The organism is Pseudomonas sp., from assembly GCF_030698175.1.
Taxonomy (GTDB): domain Bacteria; phylum Pseudomonadota; class Gammaproteobacteria; order Pseudomonadales; family Pseudomonadaceae; genus Aquipseudomonas.
Genome location: NZ_JAUYNT010000025.1, coordinates 68,146 through 85,027 on the forward strand (window position 1 = coordinate 68,146; position 16,882 = coordinate 85,027).

The following is a 16,882-nucleotide window of genomic DNA, read 5'->3' on the forward strand; positions in this document are numbered from 1 at the left end:
TCCTACTCCCCACTTCCTACTCCCCACTTTCCATAGCCCCAGTTATTTAAGGTGAATGGTCATATTCGGGCCGACCACGGCACTGTCATCAAACCAGCGGCTGGTGACGGTTTTGGTCTCGGTGTAGAAGCGTACGCCTTGTTTACCGTAGGCGTGCAGGTCGCCGTAGAACGAGCCTTTCCAGCCGGTGAAGGAGAAGAACGGCAGCGGCACCGGCACCGGCACGTTGATGCCGACCTGGCCGACTTCCACTTCGTGCTGATAGTGGCGGGCGGCGCCGCCGGAACTGGTGAAGATCGAGGTGCCATTGCCGTACGGGCTGGCATTCACCAGCAAGATGGCCTCCTCCAGGCTGTCGACCTCCATGCAGACCAGCACCGGGCCGAAGATTTCTTCGCGGTACAGGCCCATTTTGGTCGTCACTGCGCGAAACAGGGTTGGCCCCAGCCAGTTGCCGTTCGGGTAGCCGGGCACCGTGCAGTGCGAGCCATCCAGCAGGCACTCGGCGCCTTCGGCCTTGCCCTCACTGATCAGGCGTTGCACCCGCTGCTTGGCGTGCTGGCTGATCAGCGGGCCGTAGGCGGCGTGCGGGTCGTTCCAGTAGCCGGGTTGCAGCTCGGCCAGTTGCGCCTGCAGTTCGGGGATCCAGTCTTTTGACGCGCCGACAAACACCGCCACGCTGATCGCCATGCAGCGCTGCCCGGCCGCCCCACAACTGGCGCCGACCAGGTTGCTGAGCACCTGCTCCTTGTTGGCGTCGGGCATGATCACCATGTGGTTCTTGGCCCCGGCGAAGGCTTGCACGCGCTTCAGGTGGGCGGTGCCGGTGCGATAAATATGCTGGCCGACCGGCACCGAGCCGACGAAGGAGATGGCGCGGATGTCCGGGTGGGTGAGCAAGGTGTCGACCTGTTCGCGGCCGCCGTGCAGCACTTGCAGCACACCTTTGGGGGCGCCGGCTTCGATAAACAGCTCGGCCAGGCGATTGGGCGTTAGCGGGTCTTGCTCGGAGGGTTTGAGGATAAAGGTGTTGCCGGCAGCGATGGCCAGCGGAAACATCCACAGGGGAATCATCGCCGGGAAGTTGAACGGGGTGATCCCGGTGCACACGCCCAGGGGTTGAATCCAGCTGGCGGTGTCGATGCCGCGGGCGACGTTCTCGACCGTCTCGCCCATCATCAGGCTGGCGATATTGGCGGCCTGCTCGACCACCTCGATGCCGCGCCAGACGTCGCCCTTGGCGTCGGCGAAGGTCTTGCCGGTTTCCTGGGCGAGAATCTCGGCCAGCTCGTCGTGGTGTTCTTTGAGCAGATGCTGATAACGCAACATCAAACGCGCGCGCTCCGACACCGGCACTTCGCGCCAGCTGAGAAAGGCCAGCTTGGCGCTGGCAATCGCCATTTCGATCTCTTCATGGGTGGCCTTGGGCGCCAGCGCCAGCACTTGCTGGGTGGCCGGATCTGTCACTTCGATCAGCTCTTTGGAGTGGCTCTCGCGCCACTGGCCATCGATCAGTTGCAGAACTATTTTGCTCATCTTGTGCTCCAGTGGCTGACAGGTTTTGCGCGTCTGCAGGTTTTATAGCGCGCAATGCTTGAGCTGTGGATTGACGATCTTGGTCTTTAGATGGACGATCTTGGCATTAGTCTCGAGTGGTAAACGCCTTATGAATGATTGGGTCGAGACGTCTGGTTGGCCGTTGCCGGCTAACGGTCTGCGCTTTATTACCCCGCCGCGGCTGCGCCGGGTGCTGGCCAGTCATCCGCTGACCAAGGGCTGCTACCCGCTGGCCATGGGCTTTTATCCCGAGGCCCGCGGCCATCAGATGCAGCGCGCCACGCCGGACGATCACCTGCTGATTTATTGCCGCGCGGGCTGTGGCTGGGTGCAGCTGGGCGATGAGCGCTTGGCGGTGGGCGGCGGCGATCTGTTGCTGCTGCCCAAGCAGCTGGCCCACAGTTACGGGGCGGACAGCCAGCGGCCGTGGACCTTGCACTGGGTGCATTTTGACGGCGAGCTGGTGACGGAGTTTTTGCGCCCGCTGGCCAAGACGCCGTTGCAGCATATCGGCCTGCAGCCGCGCTTGCTGGCGGACTTTGACGCTTTGCTGGCGGTGCATAAGCAAGGCTTGAGCCTGCCGCACTTCGTGCATGCCGCGCAGCAGTTGCAGGCGATTCTCACCTCGTTGGCGGTGTTGCCGGCGCGGGCCAAGCTCAAGTCCGGGCGGGTGCTGGATGTCGAGGCGGTGCAGGCGGTGATGCGCGCCCATTTGCACGGCAGCTTGAACCTCGATCAGCTGGCCGCGCAGTTCAAATTGTCACGTTTTCACTTTGCCAAGACCTACCGGGCGGTCAGTGGCCGGGCGCCGATTGAGGATTTTATCCAACTGAAAATGGCCCACGCCTGCCGGCTGCTCGACGAGGGCAGTCAGGGCATAGCCCAGGTGGCGCAGCAGTTGGGCTATGAGGACGTGTATTACTTCTCGCGGCTGTTTCGCCAAGTGGTCGGCATGGCGCCCAGTCATTACCGGGCGCTGCACCAGGGCTGATAGGGTGATCTCTGTGGGAGGGGCTTTAGCCGCGATGCTTTGACTCAGGGGTCGCGGCTAAAGCCCCTCCTACAACGGTGTTGCGTGGGGTTTACACCCGGGCAATGGTCGCCAAGCCGGTGGCGATGATTTTCTCCTGACCATCGTTGACGGCAAATACATCGGCGCGGCATACCGCTTGGCGCTTGCCGGCTTTGATGACCTCGCTGCGGCAGATCAGCTTTTCGCCGATGGCGGGGGCCAGCAGGTTGATCTTGTATTCGCTGGTGACCACGTCGCCAACCAAGGATGCGGCAGCCCAGGCGCAACCGCTGTCGATCATAAAGCCAACTACCGCGCCGTGGGTGTAGCCGTGGTGCTGGCAGAGTTCGGGGCGGCTGTGCAATTGCAGGCTGACCTTGCCGGGGGCGAAGTCGAGCAGTTCGGCGCCGAGTAATTTAGCGAAGGCCGAATGCTCTAAGGCCTGTTCCAAGCGTTCGCGGCTGATACCGGTGGGACTGTCCATGGGGGCTACTCCTTTGGGCTGGTACCGGCAGTCTCGACTGGCCCCTGGTGCGTGGCAATCTGCATCCAGCGCCATGATGGCGGTCTATCAGTCTTCACCTTGACTTGCCCGGGGCGCTTGTCTAGCGTGCGGCCTTCTTTGGGTGTGGGCGGTGAGGTTGGCGATGAGCGCTGAGGTGGATCGAATCAAACTGGAACCCGGCTGGAAGGAAGCATTGCGCGAGGAATTCGAGCAGCCCTATATGCGCGAGCTGGGTGAGTTTTTGCGCGGTGAGAAGGCTGCCGGTAAGGTGATATTCCCCCCTGGGCCGCTGATTTTTAATGCGCTGAACCTCACCCCGCTGGCGCAGGTAAAGGTGGTGATTCTTGGCCAAGATCCTTATCACGGTGCGGGCCAAGCCCATGGCCTGTGCTTCTCGGTGCAGCCGGGGATGCCGACGCCGCCGTCCTTGCTGAATATTTATAAAGAGTTAAAGCGCGACCTGAATATCGATATAGCCCAGCATGGCTGCTTGCAGCATTGGGCCGAGCAGGGCGTGTTACTGCTCAATACCGCGCTGACGGTGGAGCAGGCGAATGCCGGCGCGCATGCCAAGGTGGGTTGGCAGCACTTCACGGATCGGGTGATTGAAGAGGTCAGTGCGCGCCGCGAGCACCTGGTGTTTTTGCTCTGGGGCGCTCATGCGCAGGGTAAGGAGAAGCTGATCGATGCCACCAAGCATCTGGTGTTGAAATCGGTGCATCCATCGCCGCTGTCGGCCTATCGCGGCTTTATCGGTAACGGCCATTTCAGCCGCACCAATAAATTCCTCCAGCAAAACGGCCAGACGGCCATCGATTGGCGTTTGCCGGCGGTTTGAAACGGCGCAGAAAATGAAGCAGCTTGCTCCCTCGCCACAGGGCGTTGGATCAGGACTGCTCTGGCTGCCGGTTCCAATACCGGAACAACGGCTCCGCCAGAAACAGCACAAACAGCAGCCGTATCACCTGCATCGCTGTTACCAAGGGCACCGACAGTTGCAGGGTTTCGGCGGTCAGGCTCATTTCCGCAATACCGCCGGGCATCATGCCCAATGTCAGTGAGCGCAGATCCAGCTGGGTCAGGGCGCTCAGACCCAATGCCGCCAGGGCCGCGATCAAGATGGTCAGTAGCGTGCCAAACAGGCTGCGACCCATGAATGACGGTGCGTGGCGAAAAAACTGTCGATTGAAGTGGCAGCCCAGGCTGCTGCCAATCAGCCATTGACCGATCTGGCTGCCCCCATCCGGCAAACCGATGTGCAGGTCCCAGCTGGTGCTGGCGGCCGCACTCACCAGTAACGGGCCGAACAGCCAGGGATTGGGTTGCCGCAAACGCTGCCAGACCCAGGCGAGCAGGGCGCCCGCAGGGAACAGCAGCGTCAGCCAACGCCAATCGACGTTGGCCGCGTGCAGTACCGGCGCGCTTGTACCGAGCAGGTATTGGAAGGCGGCCGGCACGCTGAGCACCACCACCAACACCCGAAGACTTTGCCCCGCCGCGACGCGACTGAGCACGGCACCATTGCGGGCGCCAAGGTTGATCATTTCACTGGCACCGCCCGGCATGCTGGAGAAAAACGCGGTGGCGCGATCCTCCCCGGTACGCCGCAGTAGCCAGACGCCGACCACCGCCGAGAGGCTGGTGAGCAGCGCGCCGCAGAAGATCAGGCTGAAGTGGCTGATGACCTGCTCGAGCACTTGCGGGCTGAAGTGCAGGCCTATGCCGATACCTATGATCCACTGGCCGCACTTGCGTCCGCCAGGGATTTGCGTCAACTGCCAAGGGCTCAGGCAGCGCACCAGAATGGTCGCCAGTAACGAGCCGACCATCCACGGCAGTGGCCAGCCGATCTGGCTGGCGAGGTAGCCGCCCAGCAGACCGACCAGCGCTGTTCCCCACCAGGTTTTGCACGGCCGATCAGACATCGGCGATGGCGTACCGGGTAACGCTGCGTTTGCGCCAGATGCGCAGGATCGGCATCAGCAGCATGATGCCGGTCAGTACCCAGCAACCGAGGGTGATCGGGCTGGACCAGAGGATCTGCAGCGCACCGTCGGATATCGACAGCGCACGCCGCAGGTTTTGCTCCATCAAACCGCCGAGGATGAAACCCAGCAGAACCGGCGACAATGGGAAGTCCATCTTGCGCAGGATGTAACCGAAGATGCCGATGCCGATCATCAGGAACAGATCGAAGGTGGTGGCATGCACGGCGTAAACGCCGATCCCGGTAATGATCGCGATCACCGGTACCAGTGCCCAGTTCGGTACCGCGAGGATCCGGGTGAAGATGCGGATCATCGGGATGTTGAGGATCACCAGCATGACGTTGGCGACGAACAACGAAGCGATCAGGCCCCAGACGATGTCCGGCTGCTGTTGGAACAACAGCGGACCCGGGGTGATGTTGTACAGCGACAGCGCGCCGATCATCACCGCCGTGGTGCCGGAACCCGGCACGCCAAGGGTCAGCATTGGCACCAACGCACCGCAGGCCGCACCACCAATGGCAGTTTCCGGTGCGGCAAGACCACGTTTGTCGCCTTGGCCGAAGGTGCCGCTGGCACCCGCCAGGCGTTTCTCGGTCATGTACGCGACGGCGCTGGCCAGAGTCGCACCGGCACCCGGCAACACGCCCATGATGAACCCCAGCACGCCGCAACGAATGTTTACCCAGAACACTGCGGCGGCTTCTTTGACGTTGAACATCATCCGCCCGGTGGCTTTGAAGGCTTCTTGGCCGTGATGGGTTTTTTCCAGCAGCAGAAGGATCTCGCTGATGGAGAACAGACCCAATACCAGCACCACAAACTGAATGCCGTCAGTGAGGTGGATGTTGTCCCCGGTGAAGCGGTACACGCCGCTGTTGGCATCAATCCCGACGCACGACAGAAACAGGCCGATCAATGCCGCAATAAAGGTTTTCAGCGGTCGATCACCGGCCATGCCACCCAGGCAGACAATCGCGAAGACCATCAGCACGAAGTACTCTGCCGGTCCGAAAGCGATGGCCCATTTGGCCAGCAGCGGAGCGAACAAGACCATGCCGCAGGTGGCGATGAACGCGCCGATGAACGAGCTCCAGGCCGACAACGACAGCGCCACGCCCGCCATGCCCTGACGGGCCATCGGGTAGCCGTCGAGGGTGGTCATTACCGTGGACGCTTCGCCTGGAATGTTCAGCAGAATCGAGCTGATTCGCCCGCCGTATTCGCAGCCCAGATAAACCGCCGCCAACAGAATCAGTGCCGACTCCGGCGGCAGGCCGAGGGCGAAGGCAATCGGGATCAACAGCGCCACGCCGTTGATCGGCCCCAGGCCTGGCAACAGGCCGACCACGGTGCCGATCAGGGTGCCGCACAATGCAGTGACCAGGTTGTACGGTGTTAAGGCAACGCCAAAGCCCTGGCTAAGATAATTCAGGGTATCCATATCAATTCTCCAGAATGTCGAGCAGACCCAACGGCAGTGGCACGTCCATTACCCGATCAAACAGCAGGTACAGACCGATACTCATCAAGCTGATAATCACCACGCTGGGTAACCAGCGTCCGCCGTACAGACGCGCCATCGGAATGCCGACCAAGATGCTGGAAACAACAAATCCGAGCGGTTCGAAGGTGCCGGCGAATACCAGCAACAGCACCACGCAGATGCCGATTTTGGCCAGGGTTTCGCGGTCCAGTGGTGGCTCGTCGTCGCTGTGTTGAATGGCGGTAGGACGCCACACCATGTACAGCAGTGCCGCGTCCATCAAACCGAGCATCAACAACGGGAAGGCGCGTGGGCCGACCGGTTCGTAGGAAAACGCGGCCTGATAAGGCCAGGCCATCAGCGCCAGGCCAATGCAGACCAGTAGCAGGGCCGCTGCGAAAATACGTTGTAAGAGCATGGCAAACTCCAAGGCCGCGCCGCTGCTGAACAGCCGCGCAACCGCGCTAGATAGAGGCGATTACTGAATCAGGCCGAACTCTTTGGCCAGTATCTTGTAGTCCGCTACCTGCTGTTTCACGTAGCTGTCCAGCTCCGGCCCGGTCATGGCGAACGGGAACAGTTCACGCTGATCGCGCAGCTTGACGAAGTCTTCCGAGGCCAGCAGTTTGTCGAAGGCGGTTTTCCACCAGGCGTAGTCTTCGTCGCTAACCTTTGGCCCGAGGTAGAAACCACGTACCACCGGCCAGACGATGTCATAGCCCTGTTCCTTGGCGGTCGGAATGTCTTTCATTTCCGGCTCGTCCAGGCGCTTCTCGGCAAACACCGCCAGCAGGCGCATGTCACCGCTCTGGATATGTGGCATGGAGTCGGAGATGTCGGTACTGCCGACCTGGATGTGACCGCCGAGCAGGGCCGTGGCGATTTCACCGCCGCCTTCGAGGGCGACATAGCGCAGGTCGCGCGGGTTGATCCCGGCGGCCTTGGCGATCAGTGCGGTCTGCATCCAGTCCTGGCTGCCGACAGTGCCACCGGAGCCGATCACCACTTTGCTCGGATCCTTCTTCAGCGCCTGGACCAGGTCGTCGAGGTTCTTGTAGGGCGAATCACTTTTTACTGCGATGGCGCCATAGCTGGTGCCGACCGCTGCCAGCCAACGCACGGCGTTTTCATCGAAGCGGCCGAACTTGCCTTGGGCCAGATTCAGCAACGAGCCGCTGGACCAGGCGACCAGTGTGCCGGCGTCGGCCGGTCGCTGAGCGACCACCGCGTTGTAAGCCACCGCGCCGACACCGCCGGGCATGTAGGTCACCCGCATCGGTTTGCTCAGCAGTTTTTCGTTGACCAGCGCGCTTTGCGCCAGTTTGCAGGTTAGGTCGAAACCACCGCCCGGCGAGGCGGGGGCAATACATTCCGGGCGTTTCGGCTCAGCGAGCAATTGGCCGGTAAAGAGCATGCAGCTGGCGGCCAGGGCGAATTTTCGCAGTGATAATTTCATTGTCGTCTCCACAGTTTTTTGTTTTGTGTGCAGGAACTGCCGCAGGCGGTGATCTTTCGCCCTTGGCGGTCGAATCAATTACCCAAGGGCAAGGCTGTAACTTTCCAACAGACGCACTTCATCGCCGGTCAGGCCAAGCGTGGAGTATTGGTCAGCGGCACGTCCGTCATCGTGACTCGGTAATAGGCCGTTGCCAGTACGATCCGGGCTGGAGTTGAGTTTGCCCCCGATGCGGGGAAAACCAACCGGCGGGCAAGGCTGAGGGGGCATGGGCAGCATGCTGAAGTACTCGGTTATTGTTGTTATTGGCGAAAACGCTCCAGGCGTTTTTCGGTAATTACTTTTCAGTAATCACGGCAGTCGAAACTGTCCGTGGCTGGACTCTAACGGGCCAACCTTTCGCCAACCTTTCAGCAGGCTTTCACTGTTTTCAGACTTCACAGCGGCGGATGCGGCTGTAAACTCCGGGCCAAAGAATGGCGTTGAGCGTTCCTGAGTGAGGTAGTGATCCATGCGTGTTCTGCTTGTCGAAGACCATCTGCAGCTAGCCGCAAGTATTGCCCAGGCGCTGAAAAGCATTGGTCTGACCGTCGATGTGCTGCACGATGGCGTGGCCGCCGACCTGGCTCTGAGCAGTGAGGAGTACGCGGTGGCGATCCTTGATGTGGGCCTGCCGCGGATGGACGGTTTTGAGCTGCTGGCGCGATTGCGCGCGCGCGGCAAAAGCCTGCCGGTGTTGATGTTGACTGCCCGCAGCGACGTCAAGGATCGGGTTCATGGGCTCAACCTCGGTGCCGACGATTACCTGGCCAAACCCTTTGAACTCACCGAGCTTGAAGCGCGGATCAAGGCATTGCTGCGCCGCAGCGTGCTGGGTGGCGAGCGCCAGCAGCGTTGCGGTGTCTTGGTCTATGACCTGGACACGCGGCGCTTTACCTTGGGCGATGATCTGTTGGCCCTGACCTCCCGCGAGCAGGCGGTTCTCGAAGCGCTGATTGCCCGGCCCGGCCGGGTGATGAGCAAGGAACAGCTGGCTGCGCAGGTGTTTGGGCTGGACGAAGAGGCCAGTCCCGACGCTATCGAAATCTACGTCCATCGCTTGCGCAAGAAACTCGATGGTCAGCCGGTGGCCATCGTGACCTTCCGCGGGCTTGGCTACCTGCTGGAAACCCGCGATGCATAAGCCCAGCAGCCTGCGTTGGCGGTTGCTGTGGAACCTTGCGCTGTTGCTGGTGGTGTTGATGCTCGCCAGCGGTTTGAGCGCTTATTGGAACGGTCGAGAAGCCGCCGACACGGCTTATGATCGGACCTTGCTGGCCTCGGCACGCACCATTGCCGCCGGCCTCTCCCAGCGCGACGGCGGGCTCAGTGCCGACGTGCCCTATGTCGCCCTCGACACCTTCGCCTATGACAGCTCCGGGCGGATTTATTATCAGGTCAACGACATTCATCAGAAGCTGATTTCCGGTTACGAAAACCTGCCAGGGCCACCGTCAGGTACGCCGCGCACCGATGATTATCCGGCGCTGGCGCGTTTCTACAATGCCCAATACCAAGGGCAAAACGTCCGGGTGGTGAGCCTGCTCAAGCCTGTCAGTGAGCCCAATATGAACGGCATGGCGGAAATCCGCGTGGCGGAAACCGACGAGGCGCGAGTCCGCATGGCTCGTAGTCTGATGACCGATACCTTATTGCGGATGGGTATGCTGGCGATCGGCGCGTTGCTGCTGGTGTGGTTTGCGGTCAGCGCAGCCTTACGCCCGCTGGAGCGTTTGCGCAGCGCAGTGGAAGAGCGTCAGCCGGATGATTTACGTGCCTTGCCGCTGGTGGAAGTGCAGCTTGAGTTGTGGCCGTTGGTGCGCGCACTCAATCACTTTACCGAGCGCTTGCGCGGGCAGTCCGAGCGTCAAGCGCAGTTCATTGCCGATGCGGCCCATGAGCTGCGTACGCCGCTGGCCGCGTTAAAGGCGCGGCTTGAGTTGGGCCTGCGTGCTACGGAGCCTGAAACCTGGCACGCCACACTGGAAAGCGCCGCTCAGGGCACGGATCGTCTGACGCACCTTGCCAATCAACTGCTCTCGCTGGCCCGTATCGAAAACGGTGCCCGGGCGATTGCCGAGGGTGCTGCGCAGTTGCTTGACCTCAGCCAGCTGGCCCGCGAGTTAGGCATGGCCATGGCGCCGCTGGCTCACGCCCGGGGCGTTGCTTTGGCCTTGGAGGCGGATGAGCCCGTGTGGTTGCGGGGCGAGCCGACGCTACTCAATGAGTTGTTGAGTAATCTGGTGGATAACGCGCTGGCCCATACACCGCCGGGCGGCAATGTGATCTTGCGCGTCACAGTGCCCGCAGTACTGGAAGTAGAAGATGACGGGCCGGGGATTGCACAGGCGGAGCGTGATCGGGTCTTTGAGCGTTTTTACCGGAGTAACCAGCAGGGCGTCGGTTCAGGATTGGGCCTAGCGATTGTCGGTGAAATCTGCCGCGCCCATTTGGCGCAGATCAGCCTGCACGATGGTGCGCAGGCGGGGTTGAAGGTTCGGGTAAGTTTTATCGCCGGGTAGATAGGCGCTGCTCGCTGCCAGCAAATATCTGACTCTAAAGTCGCTGCATCCGTCGCCGCTGTCGGCCTAGCGCGGCTTTATCGGTAACGGCCATTTCAGCCGTACCAATAAGTTTCTCCAGCCGAACGGTCAGGCGGTTATCGATTGGCGCTTGCCGGCACTTTAATCCGCGCTTGTCTGTGCTTCGCTTTGGCTGGGCGTAGTCGCCAGCGATGAGTGTTCGCGCGTATCAGGGTGGGCTTTAGCCCACCAAGAAGCCTGCGTTTAGAGCCGGTGGGCTGAAACCCACCCTGCAACTGCTTACTGCAACATGCCCATAGCCGCTTCCATGGCGGCCGAGAGGTCTTCGTCCTCGTGCATGTCTTTGCTGGGGTCCAGGCCTAGCTTGGCGAAGGCCGGGATCTGGCTCCAGTCCAGCTTGGTGTAAGGGTGCTCGGTGCCGATGTAGCTCTGCAGGGTGGCGACCTGCACGATGTCGACATAGTCGACCTTGGCCGAGTCGCGGGTGAAGTCCAGGTACTGGCTGGGGATGATGGCCAGTTGCTCGGGAAATGCCCAGGTGCGCAGAATCTTGTCGCCGATGATCGGGTGAATCTGCTCGATCACATGGTTGAGGCTGATGGAGTCGGCGAGCAGGTCGTTGTGCTCTTCGGCATAGGCCAGGATCGGCAGCGCGCCAATCTGATGGACCAGCCCGGCGAGGGTCGCTTGATCCGGCATCAGACGGGTGAACTGCTTACACAGGACGTGGCAGATGCCGGCGATCTCGGTGCTTTTAGTCCATATCTCGCGCATTTTACGGTCGACTACATCGGAGGTGGCCTGGAACATTTGCTCCATCGCCAAGCCGATGGCCAGGTTACAGGTGTAGTTGATGCCGAGGCGGTTGACGGCCATCTGCAGGTCGGTAATTTCCTTGCTGGTGCGCAGCAAGGGGCTGTTGACCACCTTGATGATGCGCGCTGTCAGGGCCGCATCATTGCCAATCACTCGGCTCAGCTGCAGGGTGCTGATATTTGGGTCTTCGGCGGCTTCGCGGACTTTTAGCGCTACCTCCGGCAGGGTGGGCAGTACCAGGTCGTCGTTTTCGATGGCCTGGATCAGGTCCTGTTGGACTTTGTCGGCAAGTTTGCTCATCAAGGCTCTCTTTGCTGGCGGGCTGTGAAGCGGGTCGCCGTATCAGGGTAATAGTCAGCAGTGTAGTGGTCAGGCTCAGCGCTGAATCTCGCGATCAGAATCTAGCTTATAGGGTAGCTCCAAGCGCTGCAGTGCGTCGCCTTCGAGGCTGCCCAGATAAATACGGCCATCGTTGAGCGCATCTTCTTGCAGCACGGCTAAGAGTTCAACACTCTCGCCGGCCTGGGCTGCCAGCACCACTTCACCCACGCTGCTGGCGTGGACTGGTGAAAACAGTGGCGTGGCGACGTCGGGGATGTGATTGCCGCTAAGGCTTAGGCGGTACAGGCGGCGCTTTAGCTTGCCAAGGTACTGCATGCGCGCGACGATTTCCTGGCCGGTGTAACAGCCTTTTTTGAAGCTGACGCCGCCGAGGGCCTGCAAATTGATCATTTGCGGAATAAAAGCTTCACGGCTGGCACCGAAGACTTGACCGATGCCGGCCCGGACTTGCGCCAGTAGCCAGCTATTGAGCGGTGCCTGCGGCAACTGCGCGGCCAGTTGCTTATGCAGCTGCTCGGCACTGGCGCTGGGCGCCCAGAGCTCGCTGCGGCCATCGCTCAGGCGTACGGCCAACAGTTCGCCGTGACGGGCGAGGCTGTCGCAGGCCTCGGCCAGTTGCAGGCCAAGGCTGGCCAGCACGGCGTCGCCCCCTTGCAGGCCGAAGCGCACCCAAAGGGCGCTTGCGTCGGTTAATTTGGACTTGGAAAACACCGCGTATTTTTGTAACTCGGCCAGTTGCTCGGTCAGCAGTTCGCTGGCCATGGCCAACAGGTAGCCGTCGGCTTGCTGCAGAATGCGAAAACTGGAGAGCATCCGCCCTTTCGGGGTGCAGCGAGCGCCCAGGCTGGCGTTGTGCTCATCGAGGTAGTTGAGGTTGCAGGTCAGCTGGCCCTGCAGCAACTTGCTGGCGTCAGGGCCGCGTACGGCGAGCAGCCCTTCGTGCGTCAAGGCGCAGAAGAACGCAGAGTCGGTATGCGCCGAATCGGGGGAAACTAAGTCGGTAAACGCGAGGTCGGCCATTGGGTTCGCAAAATAAAGTCAGGGTGGTCATCATAGAGTGCTGCCGCTGGCTTGTCAGCGGGTGCAGGCAAGTGCCTAGCATCGCTATAATGCCGCCCTATTCAAACTGTGTGAAAACTACTGCGCTCGGTTATGCCGCGTTAAAAACAAGCTCGGACTGCTCATTTACAACTCGTAAACTCCGCGTCCTCGCTTGTTTTTGCCTTGCCTACCCTTCGCTCGCTACGTTTTCACACAGTTTGTATTTCTGTTTTTAAGCTAATGCTTACTCTCGAGGAACTGCTGCATGGTCGATGCGACTGAACTCAACCGGCTGTTTTGGCATAGCCGGCGCGGCATGCTGGAGCTGGACGTGCTGTTGGTGCCCTTTGTTCGTGAGGTGTTTCCAACCCTGGATGAAGTCAATCAGCAGCGCTATCGGCAGCTGTTGACCTGTGAAGACCAGGATATGTTTGGCTGGTTTATGCAGCGCAATGAGCCGGATGATCCGGAACTCAAATTGATCGTGAAGATGATTTTGGACCGTGTCCAACCCAAGTAAACCCTTCGAATGCCACTGGCAGGCCTCGCGCTTGCTGTTGGCCGGCTATCTGCTGATATTTGGCTTGGCGTTGTTGGCGTTATGGTTGGCGGCGCTGCCGCTGTGGGCGCAATTATTGGGTGGGGTGTTGGTGCTGCTGCACGCCGCGTGGTGTTTGCCGCGGCAGATTCTGCTCGGCTCGCCCCAGGCGTTCACCGGCTTGCGCCATGATGCGGCCGGCTGGCAGTTGTTTAATGTCGCTGTGGGCTGGCAAACGGTGCAACTGCGGCCCAGTAGCCTGGCGTTGCCCTTGGTGGTGGTGCTGCACTTTCGCCTAGCCGGTGAGCGCCGGGTGCGCGGCCTGTGCATCCCCTGCGATGCACTCAAACACGACCTGCACCGGCGCTTGCGGCTGCAGCTGAAGTTCAGTCGGCGTAGGTGGGCGGCACTAAAATAGTGTCGCGGGCCTCGCTCAGTTGCTCGGGATAGTCGAGGGTGTAATGCAGTCCGCGGCTTTCGCGGCGTTGCATGGCGGAGCGGATCATCAACTCGGCAACTTGCGCCAGGTTACGCAGCTCGATCAGGTCACGACTGACCTTGTAGTTGCTGTAGAACTCGTCGATTTCATCCAGCAATAAACGCACGCGGTGCTCGGCCCGTTGCAGGCGCTTGTTGGTGCGTACGATGCCGACGTAGTCCCACATAAAGCGCCGCAACTCGTCCCAGTTGTGCGCAATGATCACGTCCTCATCCGAGTCGGTCACCTGACTGGCGTCCCAGCCCGGCAGGGTGGGTGGCGCGCTAACGTCGCTCAGCTGTTGGCAAATATCCGCCGCCGCCGAGCGGGCATACACAAAGCATTCCAGCAGCGAGTTGCTGGCCATCCGATTCGCCCCATGCAAACCGGTGAAGCTGGTTTCACCGATGGCATACAGGCCGGGAATATCGCTGCGCCCGGCCTGGTCGACCAGCACGCCGCCGCAGGTGTAATGCGCAGCTGGTACCACCGGGATCTGCTGGGTGGTGATGTCGATACCAAAGGTCAGGCAGCGCTCGTAAACGGTGGGGAAGTGCGCTTTAACGAACTCGGCCGGTTTATGGCTGATGTCCAGATAGACGCAGTCAATCCCTAAGCGCTTCATCTCATGGTCGATGGCGCGGGCGACTATGTCGCGCGGGGCGAGTTCGGCGCGTGGGTCGAAGCGCTGCATAAAACGCTGGCCATTGGGCAGTTTGAGCAGTGCACCTTCACCGCGCAGAGCTTCGGTAACCAAAAAGCTTTTGGCTTGCGGATGGTACAGGCAGGTCGGGTGAAACTGATTGAACTCCAGATTGCCCACCCGGCAGCCCGCCCGCCAGGCCATGGCGATGCCGTCGCCGCAAGCGCCGTCGGGGTTGCTGGTATACAGGTAAACCTTGGCGGCGCCACCACAGGCCAGGGCGGTAAAGCGGGCGCCGTAGGTGTCGACTTCGCCGGTTTGGCGGCTGAGCACGTAGGCGCCGAGGCAGCGTTTGCCCGGCAGGCCGAGTTTGCGTTCGGTAATCAGGTCGACGGCGACGAGTTGTTCCAGTAGCTCGATATTCGGCCGTTTTTTCGCCTCAGCCAGCAGCGTGTTGAAGATTGCTGCCCCCGTCGCATCGGCGGCATGGATGATGCGTCTATGGCTGTGGCCGCCCTCGCGGGTCAGGTGAAACTCAAAGCCGCCGTCTTCACGAGGTTCTTCATCGTCGCGGGTAAAGGGTACGCCTTGTTCGATCAGCCAATCGATGGCCGCGCGGCTGTGCTCCACGGTAAAGCGCACGGCGGCTTCGCTGCACAGGCCGCCGCCGGCATTCAGGGTGTCCGCAACATGGGACTCGACGGTGTCGGCGTCGTCCAGCACCGCAGCAACCCCGCCTTGCGCCCAGTAGGTTGAGCCATTGGCCAGCTCGCCCTTGCTCAGCACGGCGATGCGCAGATGCGTGGGTAGGGTCAGGGCCAGTGTCAGGCCGGCGGCGCCGCTGCCAATGATTAAAACGTCGTGTTGATACTGTTGGCTCATGTCCACATCCGCAAAAAAGCGTCTCGCAGTATATAGAGTGGGCAGGCAGTGCAGTAGCGCCTAGCCGTTTTGAACTTTTTGCCAAAATACGCCTCAGAGGCGCGTGCGGTTATAGCGGATGTGGGTTAATTAATCTGTTGGCTTTTGAATTGCGGTATTTCTGCTCAACTGCAATAAGATGCTCGCTGCAGCTGGGCAAGGGTTTGGCTGTGTTGTGCCAAGCAGTGTCGACAGGATTCTGCAGCAAGCTTGCGTAACCGGGAGAACTTTTGCACCGCCGTCTGGTCTATTTTTGCAGACTGATGAGTTGGCTGGTGCAGCGCTCCCCCACGCTTAACGAGGAGTGTTCATGCAAACCCAGGAAGAGGATCAGCAGCTTGTCGAGCGCGTACAGCGCGGTGATAAGCGAGCCTTCGATCTGTTGGTGTTGAAGTATCAGCACAAGATTCTCGGGTTGGTCGTGCGTTTTGTGCGCGATCCCCATGAGGCTCAGGATGTTGCTCAAGAAGCCTTTATTAAGGCCTATCGGGCACTGGCAAATTTTCGCGGTGACAGTGCGTTTTATACCTGGCTGTACCGTATCGCCATTAACACGGCGAAAAACTATCTGGTGTCGCGTGGTCGGCGACCACCAGAGTCGGATGTTAGTGCCGAGGATGCTGAATTTTATGACGGTGACCATGGTCTGAAAGATATTGAGTCGCCGGAGCGTTTGCTGCTGCGCGATGAGATCGAGGCCACGGTTCACCGGGCGATTGCGAGCTTGCCTGAAGACTTACGCACGGCTTTAACCCTGCGCGAGTTTGATGGTTTGAGTTATGAGGACATCGCCGCAGTCATGCGTTGTCCGGTTGGAACTGTACGTTCGCGAATTTTTCGCGCCCGTGAAGCTGTTGATAAAGCCCTGCAGCCGTTACTGCAGGATTCCTGATAGCGCGGCGCAAGCCGAGAGAGGAAACGTTATGAGTGGTCAAGCCTTGCAGGAATCGCTGTCCGCGTTACTGGATAACGAAACCGATGAACTCGAGTTGCGCCGGCTACTGGCCGCCAGCGACGACGGTGAAATGCGCGCTACCTGGGCCCGTTATCAGGTAGCCCGGGCGGTGATGCATAAAGAGTTGCTGCTGCCGCACCTGGATCTGGCGGCAAAGGTTTCGGCCGCGTTGGCGGATGAGCCGCCGGTAAAGGTCACGCGGCGTTTGCCCTGGACCGGTTTGGGTCGTTTAGCGGTGGCCGCCTCGGTGACTGTGGCCGTGCTGGCGGGAGTGCGTTTGTATAATCAGGACGACATTACCAGCACGCAACTGGCGCAAAGCTCGGCTCAACCGACGCTGTCGGCGCCCCATTTGCAAGGCCCGGCGATTTTGGCCGGGTACAGCGCCAACGCCGGTGCTGAGCAGGGTGCGCGGGTGAATGCGGCGCAAACCGCTGAGCTGACGTGGCAGCAGCAACGCTTGCCAGCCTATGTCCGTCAACATGCACAACAAGCTGCGGCGGCTGGCAGTCAAACTGCGGTGCCCTATGCACGCGCCGCCAGTTTAGAAACTCACTGAGTT

General features: G+C 60.5%; 17 protein-coding genes and 2 pseudogenes. 9 read left to right on the plus strand and 10 right to left on the minus strand.

All coding sequences use genetic code 11. From position 1 onward, the window contains the following. Window positions 1-42: 42 nt before the first annotated feature. Window positions 43-1,536, minus strand: coding sequence for a CoA-acylating methylmalonate-semialdehyde dehydrogenase (locus Q8R10_RS13135; RefSeq protein WP_305654281.1), 1,494 nt, complete (start codon window positions 1,534-1,536; stop codon window positions 43-45). 130 nt (window positions 1,537-1,666) lie between these two features. On the opposite strand from Q8R10_RS13135, the gene Q8R10_RS13140 reads away from it, so the two are divergent. Further along, window positions 1,667-2,548, plus strand: a complete 882-nt coding sequence (locus tag Q8R10_RS13140; protein ID WP_305654282.1) for an AraC family transcriptional regulator — start codon at window positions 1,667-1,669, stop codon at window positions 2,546-2,548. Window positions 2,549-2,639: 91 nt separating this feature from the next. On the opposite strand, the gene Q8R10_RS13145 is transcribed toward Q8R10_RS13140, so the two are convergent. Beyond that, entirely contained in the window at window positions 2,640-3,053 is a 414-nt protein-coding gene (locus tag Q8R10_RS13145; RefSeq protein WP_305654283.1) for a PaaI family thioesterase, read from the minus strand. Window positions 3,054-3,216: 163 nt separating this feature from the next. Here Q8R10_RS13145 and ung point away from each other — a divergent pair, with 163 nt between their 5' ends. Then, a complete protein-coding gene (gene ung / locus Q8R10_RS13150) occupies window positions 3,217-3,912 on the plus strand; it encodes a uracil-DNA glycosylase (RefSeq protein WP_305654284.1) in 696 nt (231 codons plus the stop codon). A gap of 49 nt (window positions 3,913-3,961) precedes the next feature. Here ung and Q8R10_RS13155 read toward each other — a convergent pair whose 3' ends face one another. The 5 genes and pseudogenes from Q8R10_RS13155 to Q8R10_RS13175 form a co-directional block, all read right to left on the minus strand. After that, window positions 3,962-4,999, minus strand: coding sequence for an AbrB family transcriptional regulator (locus Q8R10_RS13155; RefSeq protein WP_305654285.1), 1,038 nt, complete (start codon window positions 4,997-4,999; stop codon window positions 3,962-3,964). After that, on the minus strand, window positions 4,992-6,506 hold the full coding sequence (locus Q8R10_RS13160; protein WP_305654286.1) for a tripartite tricarboxylate transporter permease: 1,515 nt from the start codon (window positions 6,504-6,506) through the stop codon (window positions 4,992-4,994). Before Q8R10_RS13160 ends, Q8R10_RS13155 begins: the two co-directional genes overlap by 8 nt. 1 nt (window position 6,507) lies before the next feature. After that, window positions 6,508-6,966, minus strand: a complete 459-nt coding sequence (locus Q8R10_RS13165; protein ID WP_305654287.1) for a tripartite tricarboxylate transporter TctB family protein — start codon at window positions 6,964-6,966, stop codon at window positions 6,508-6,510. 60 nt (window positions 6,967-7,026) lie between these two features. Next, complete coding sequence (locus tag Q8R10_RS13170; RefSeq protein ID WP_305654288.1) at window positions 7,027-8,004, minus strand: tripartite tricarboxylate transporter substrate binding protein; 978 nt, start codon at window positions 8,002-8,004, stop codon at window positions 7,027-7,029. A 123-nt stretch (window positions 8,005-8,127) separates the two neighbouring features. Continuing rightward, window positions 8,128-8,235: pseudogene (locus tag Q8R10_RS13175) on the minus strand (OprD family outer membrane porin); the annotation flags it as partial. A gap of 280 nt (window positions 8,236-8,515) precedes the next feature. On the opposite strand from Q8R10_RS13175, the gene Q8R10_RS13180 reads away from it, so the two are divergent. From Q8R10_RS13180 to Q8R10_RS13190, 3 genes and pseudogenes are all read left to right on the plus strand, one after another. After that, window positions 8,516-9,187, plus strand: coding sequence for a response regulator (locus tag Q8R10_RS13180; protein WP_305654289.1), 672 nt, complete (start codon window positions 8,516-8,518; stop codon window positions 9,185-9,187). Then, window positions 9,180-10,565 carry a sensor histidine kinase gene (locus Q8R10_RS13185; RefSeq protein ID WP_305654290.1) on the plus strand — a complete coding sequence of 462 codons (1,386 nt, stop codon included), beginning with the start codon at window positions 9,180-9,182 and terminating at the stop codon, window positions 10,563-10,565. The genes Q8R10_RS13180 and Q8R10_RS13185 overlap by 8 nt, the downstream gene beginning before the upstream one ends. 28 nt (window positions 10,566-10,593) lie before the next feature. After that, a pseudogene (locus Q8R10_RS13190) lies at window positions 10,594-10,731 on the plus strand (uracil-DNA glycosylase); the annotation flags it as partial. Window positions 10,732-10,865: 134 nt separating this feature from the next. Here the strand turns inward: Q8R10_RS13190 and Q8R10_RS13195 are convergent. Further along, the gene (locus Q8R10_RS13195; RefSeq protein ID WP_305654291.1) at window positions 10,866-11,702 is read right to left on the minus strand and encodes an HDOD domain-containing protein; all 837 of its coding nucleotides are present in this window, start codon (window positions 11,700-11,702) and stop codon (window positions 10,866-10,868) included. 75 nt (window positions 11,703-11,777) lie between these two features. After that, window positions 11,778-12,764: a folate-binding protein YgfZ gene (locus tag Q8R10_RS13200; protein WP_305654292.1), complete on the minus strand. Its 987-nt coding sequence runs from the start codon at window positions 12,762-12,764 to the stop codon at window positions 11,778-11,780. A gap of 286 nt (window positions 12,765-13,050) precedes the next feature. Here Q8R10_RS13200 and Q8R10_RS13205 point away from each other — a divergent pair, with 286 nt between their 5' ends. Together Q8R10_RS13205 and Q8R10_RS13210 are read left to right on the plus strand one after the other, a co-directional pair. Then, a complete protein-coding gene (locus tag Q8R10_RS13205; RefSeq protein WP_305654293.1) occupies window positions 13,051-13,305 on the plus strand; it encodes a succinate dehydrogenase assembly factor 2 in 255 nt (84 codons plus the stop codon). Continuing rightward, complete coding sequence (locus Q8R10_RS13210) at window positions 13,289-13,741, plus strand: protein YgfX (RefSeq protein ID WP_305654294.1); 453 nt, start codon at window positions 13,289-13,291, stop codon at window positions 13,739-13,741. Before Q8R10_RS13205 ends, Q8R10_RS13210 begins: the two co-directional genes overlap by 17 nt. On the opposite strand, the gene nadB is transcribed toward Q8R10_RS13210, so the two are convergent. Further along, window positions 13,710-15,326 (minus strand): L-aspartate oxidase, encoded by a 1,617-nt coding sequence (nadB, locus tag Q8R10_RS13215; RefSeq protein WP_305654295.1) that lies wholly within the window; start codon window positions 15,324-15,326, stop codon window positions 13,710-13,712. The genes Q8R10_RS13210 and nadB overlap by 32 nt on opposite strands. A gap of 349 nt (window positions 15,327-15,675) precedes the next feature. Here nadB and rpoE point away from each other — a divergent pair, with 349 nt between their 5' ends. Both rpoE and Q8R10_RS13225 read left to right on the plus strand, forming a co-directional pair. Then, window positions 15,676-16,257 (plus strand): RNA polymerase sigma factor RpoE, encoded by a 582-nt coding sequence (gene rpoE / locus Q8R10_RS13220; RefSeq protein WP_305654296.1) that lies wholly within the window; start codon window positions 15,676-15,678, stop codon window positions 16,255-16,257. A gap of 31 nt (window positions 16,258-16,288) precedes the next feature. Beyond that, a complete protein-coding gene (locus tag Q8R10_RS13225) occupies window positions 16,289-16,879 on the plus strand; it encodes a sigma-E factor negative regulatory protein (RefSeq protein WP_305654297.1) in 591 nt (196 codons plus the stop codon). Window positions 16,880-16,882: the final 3 nt, after the last annotated feature.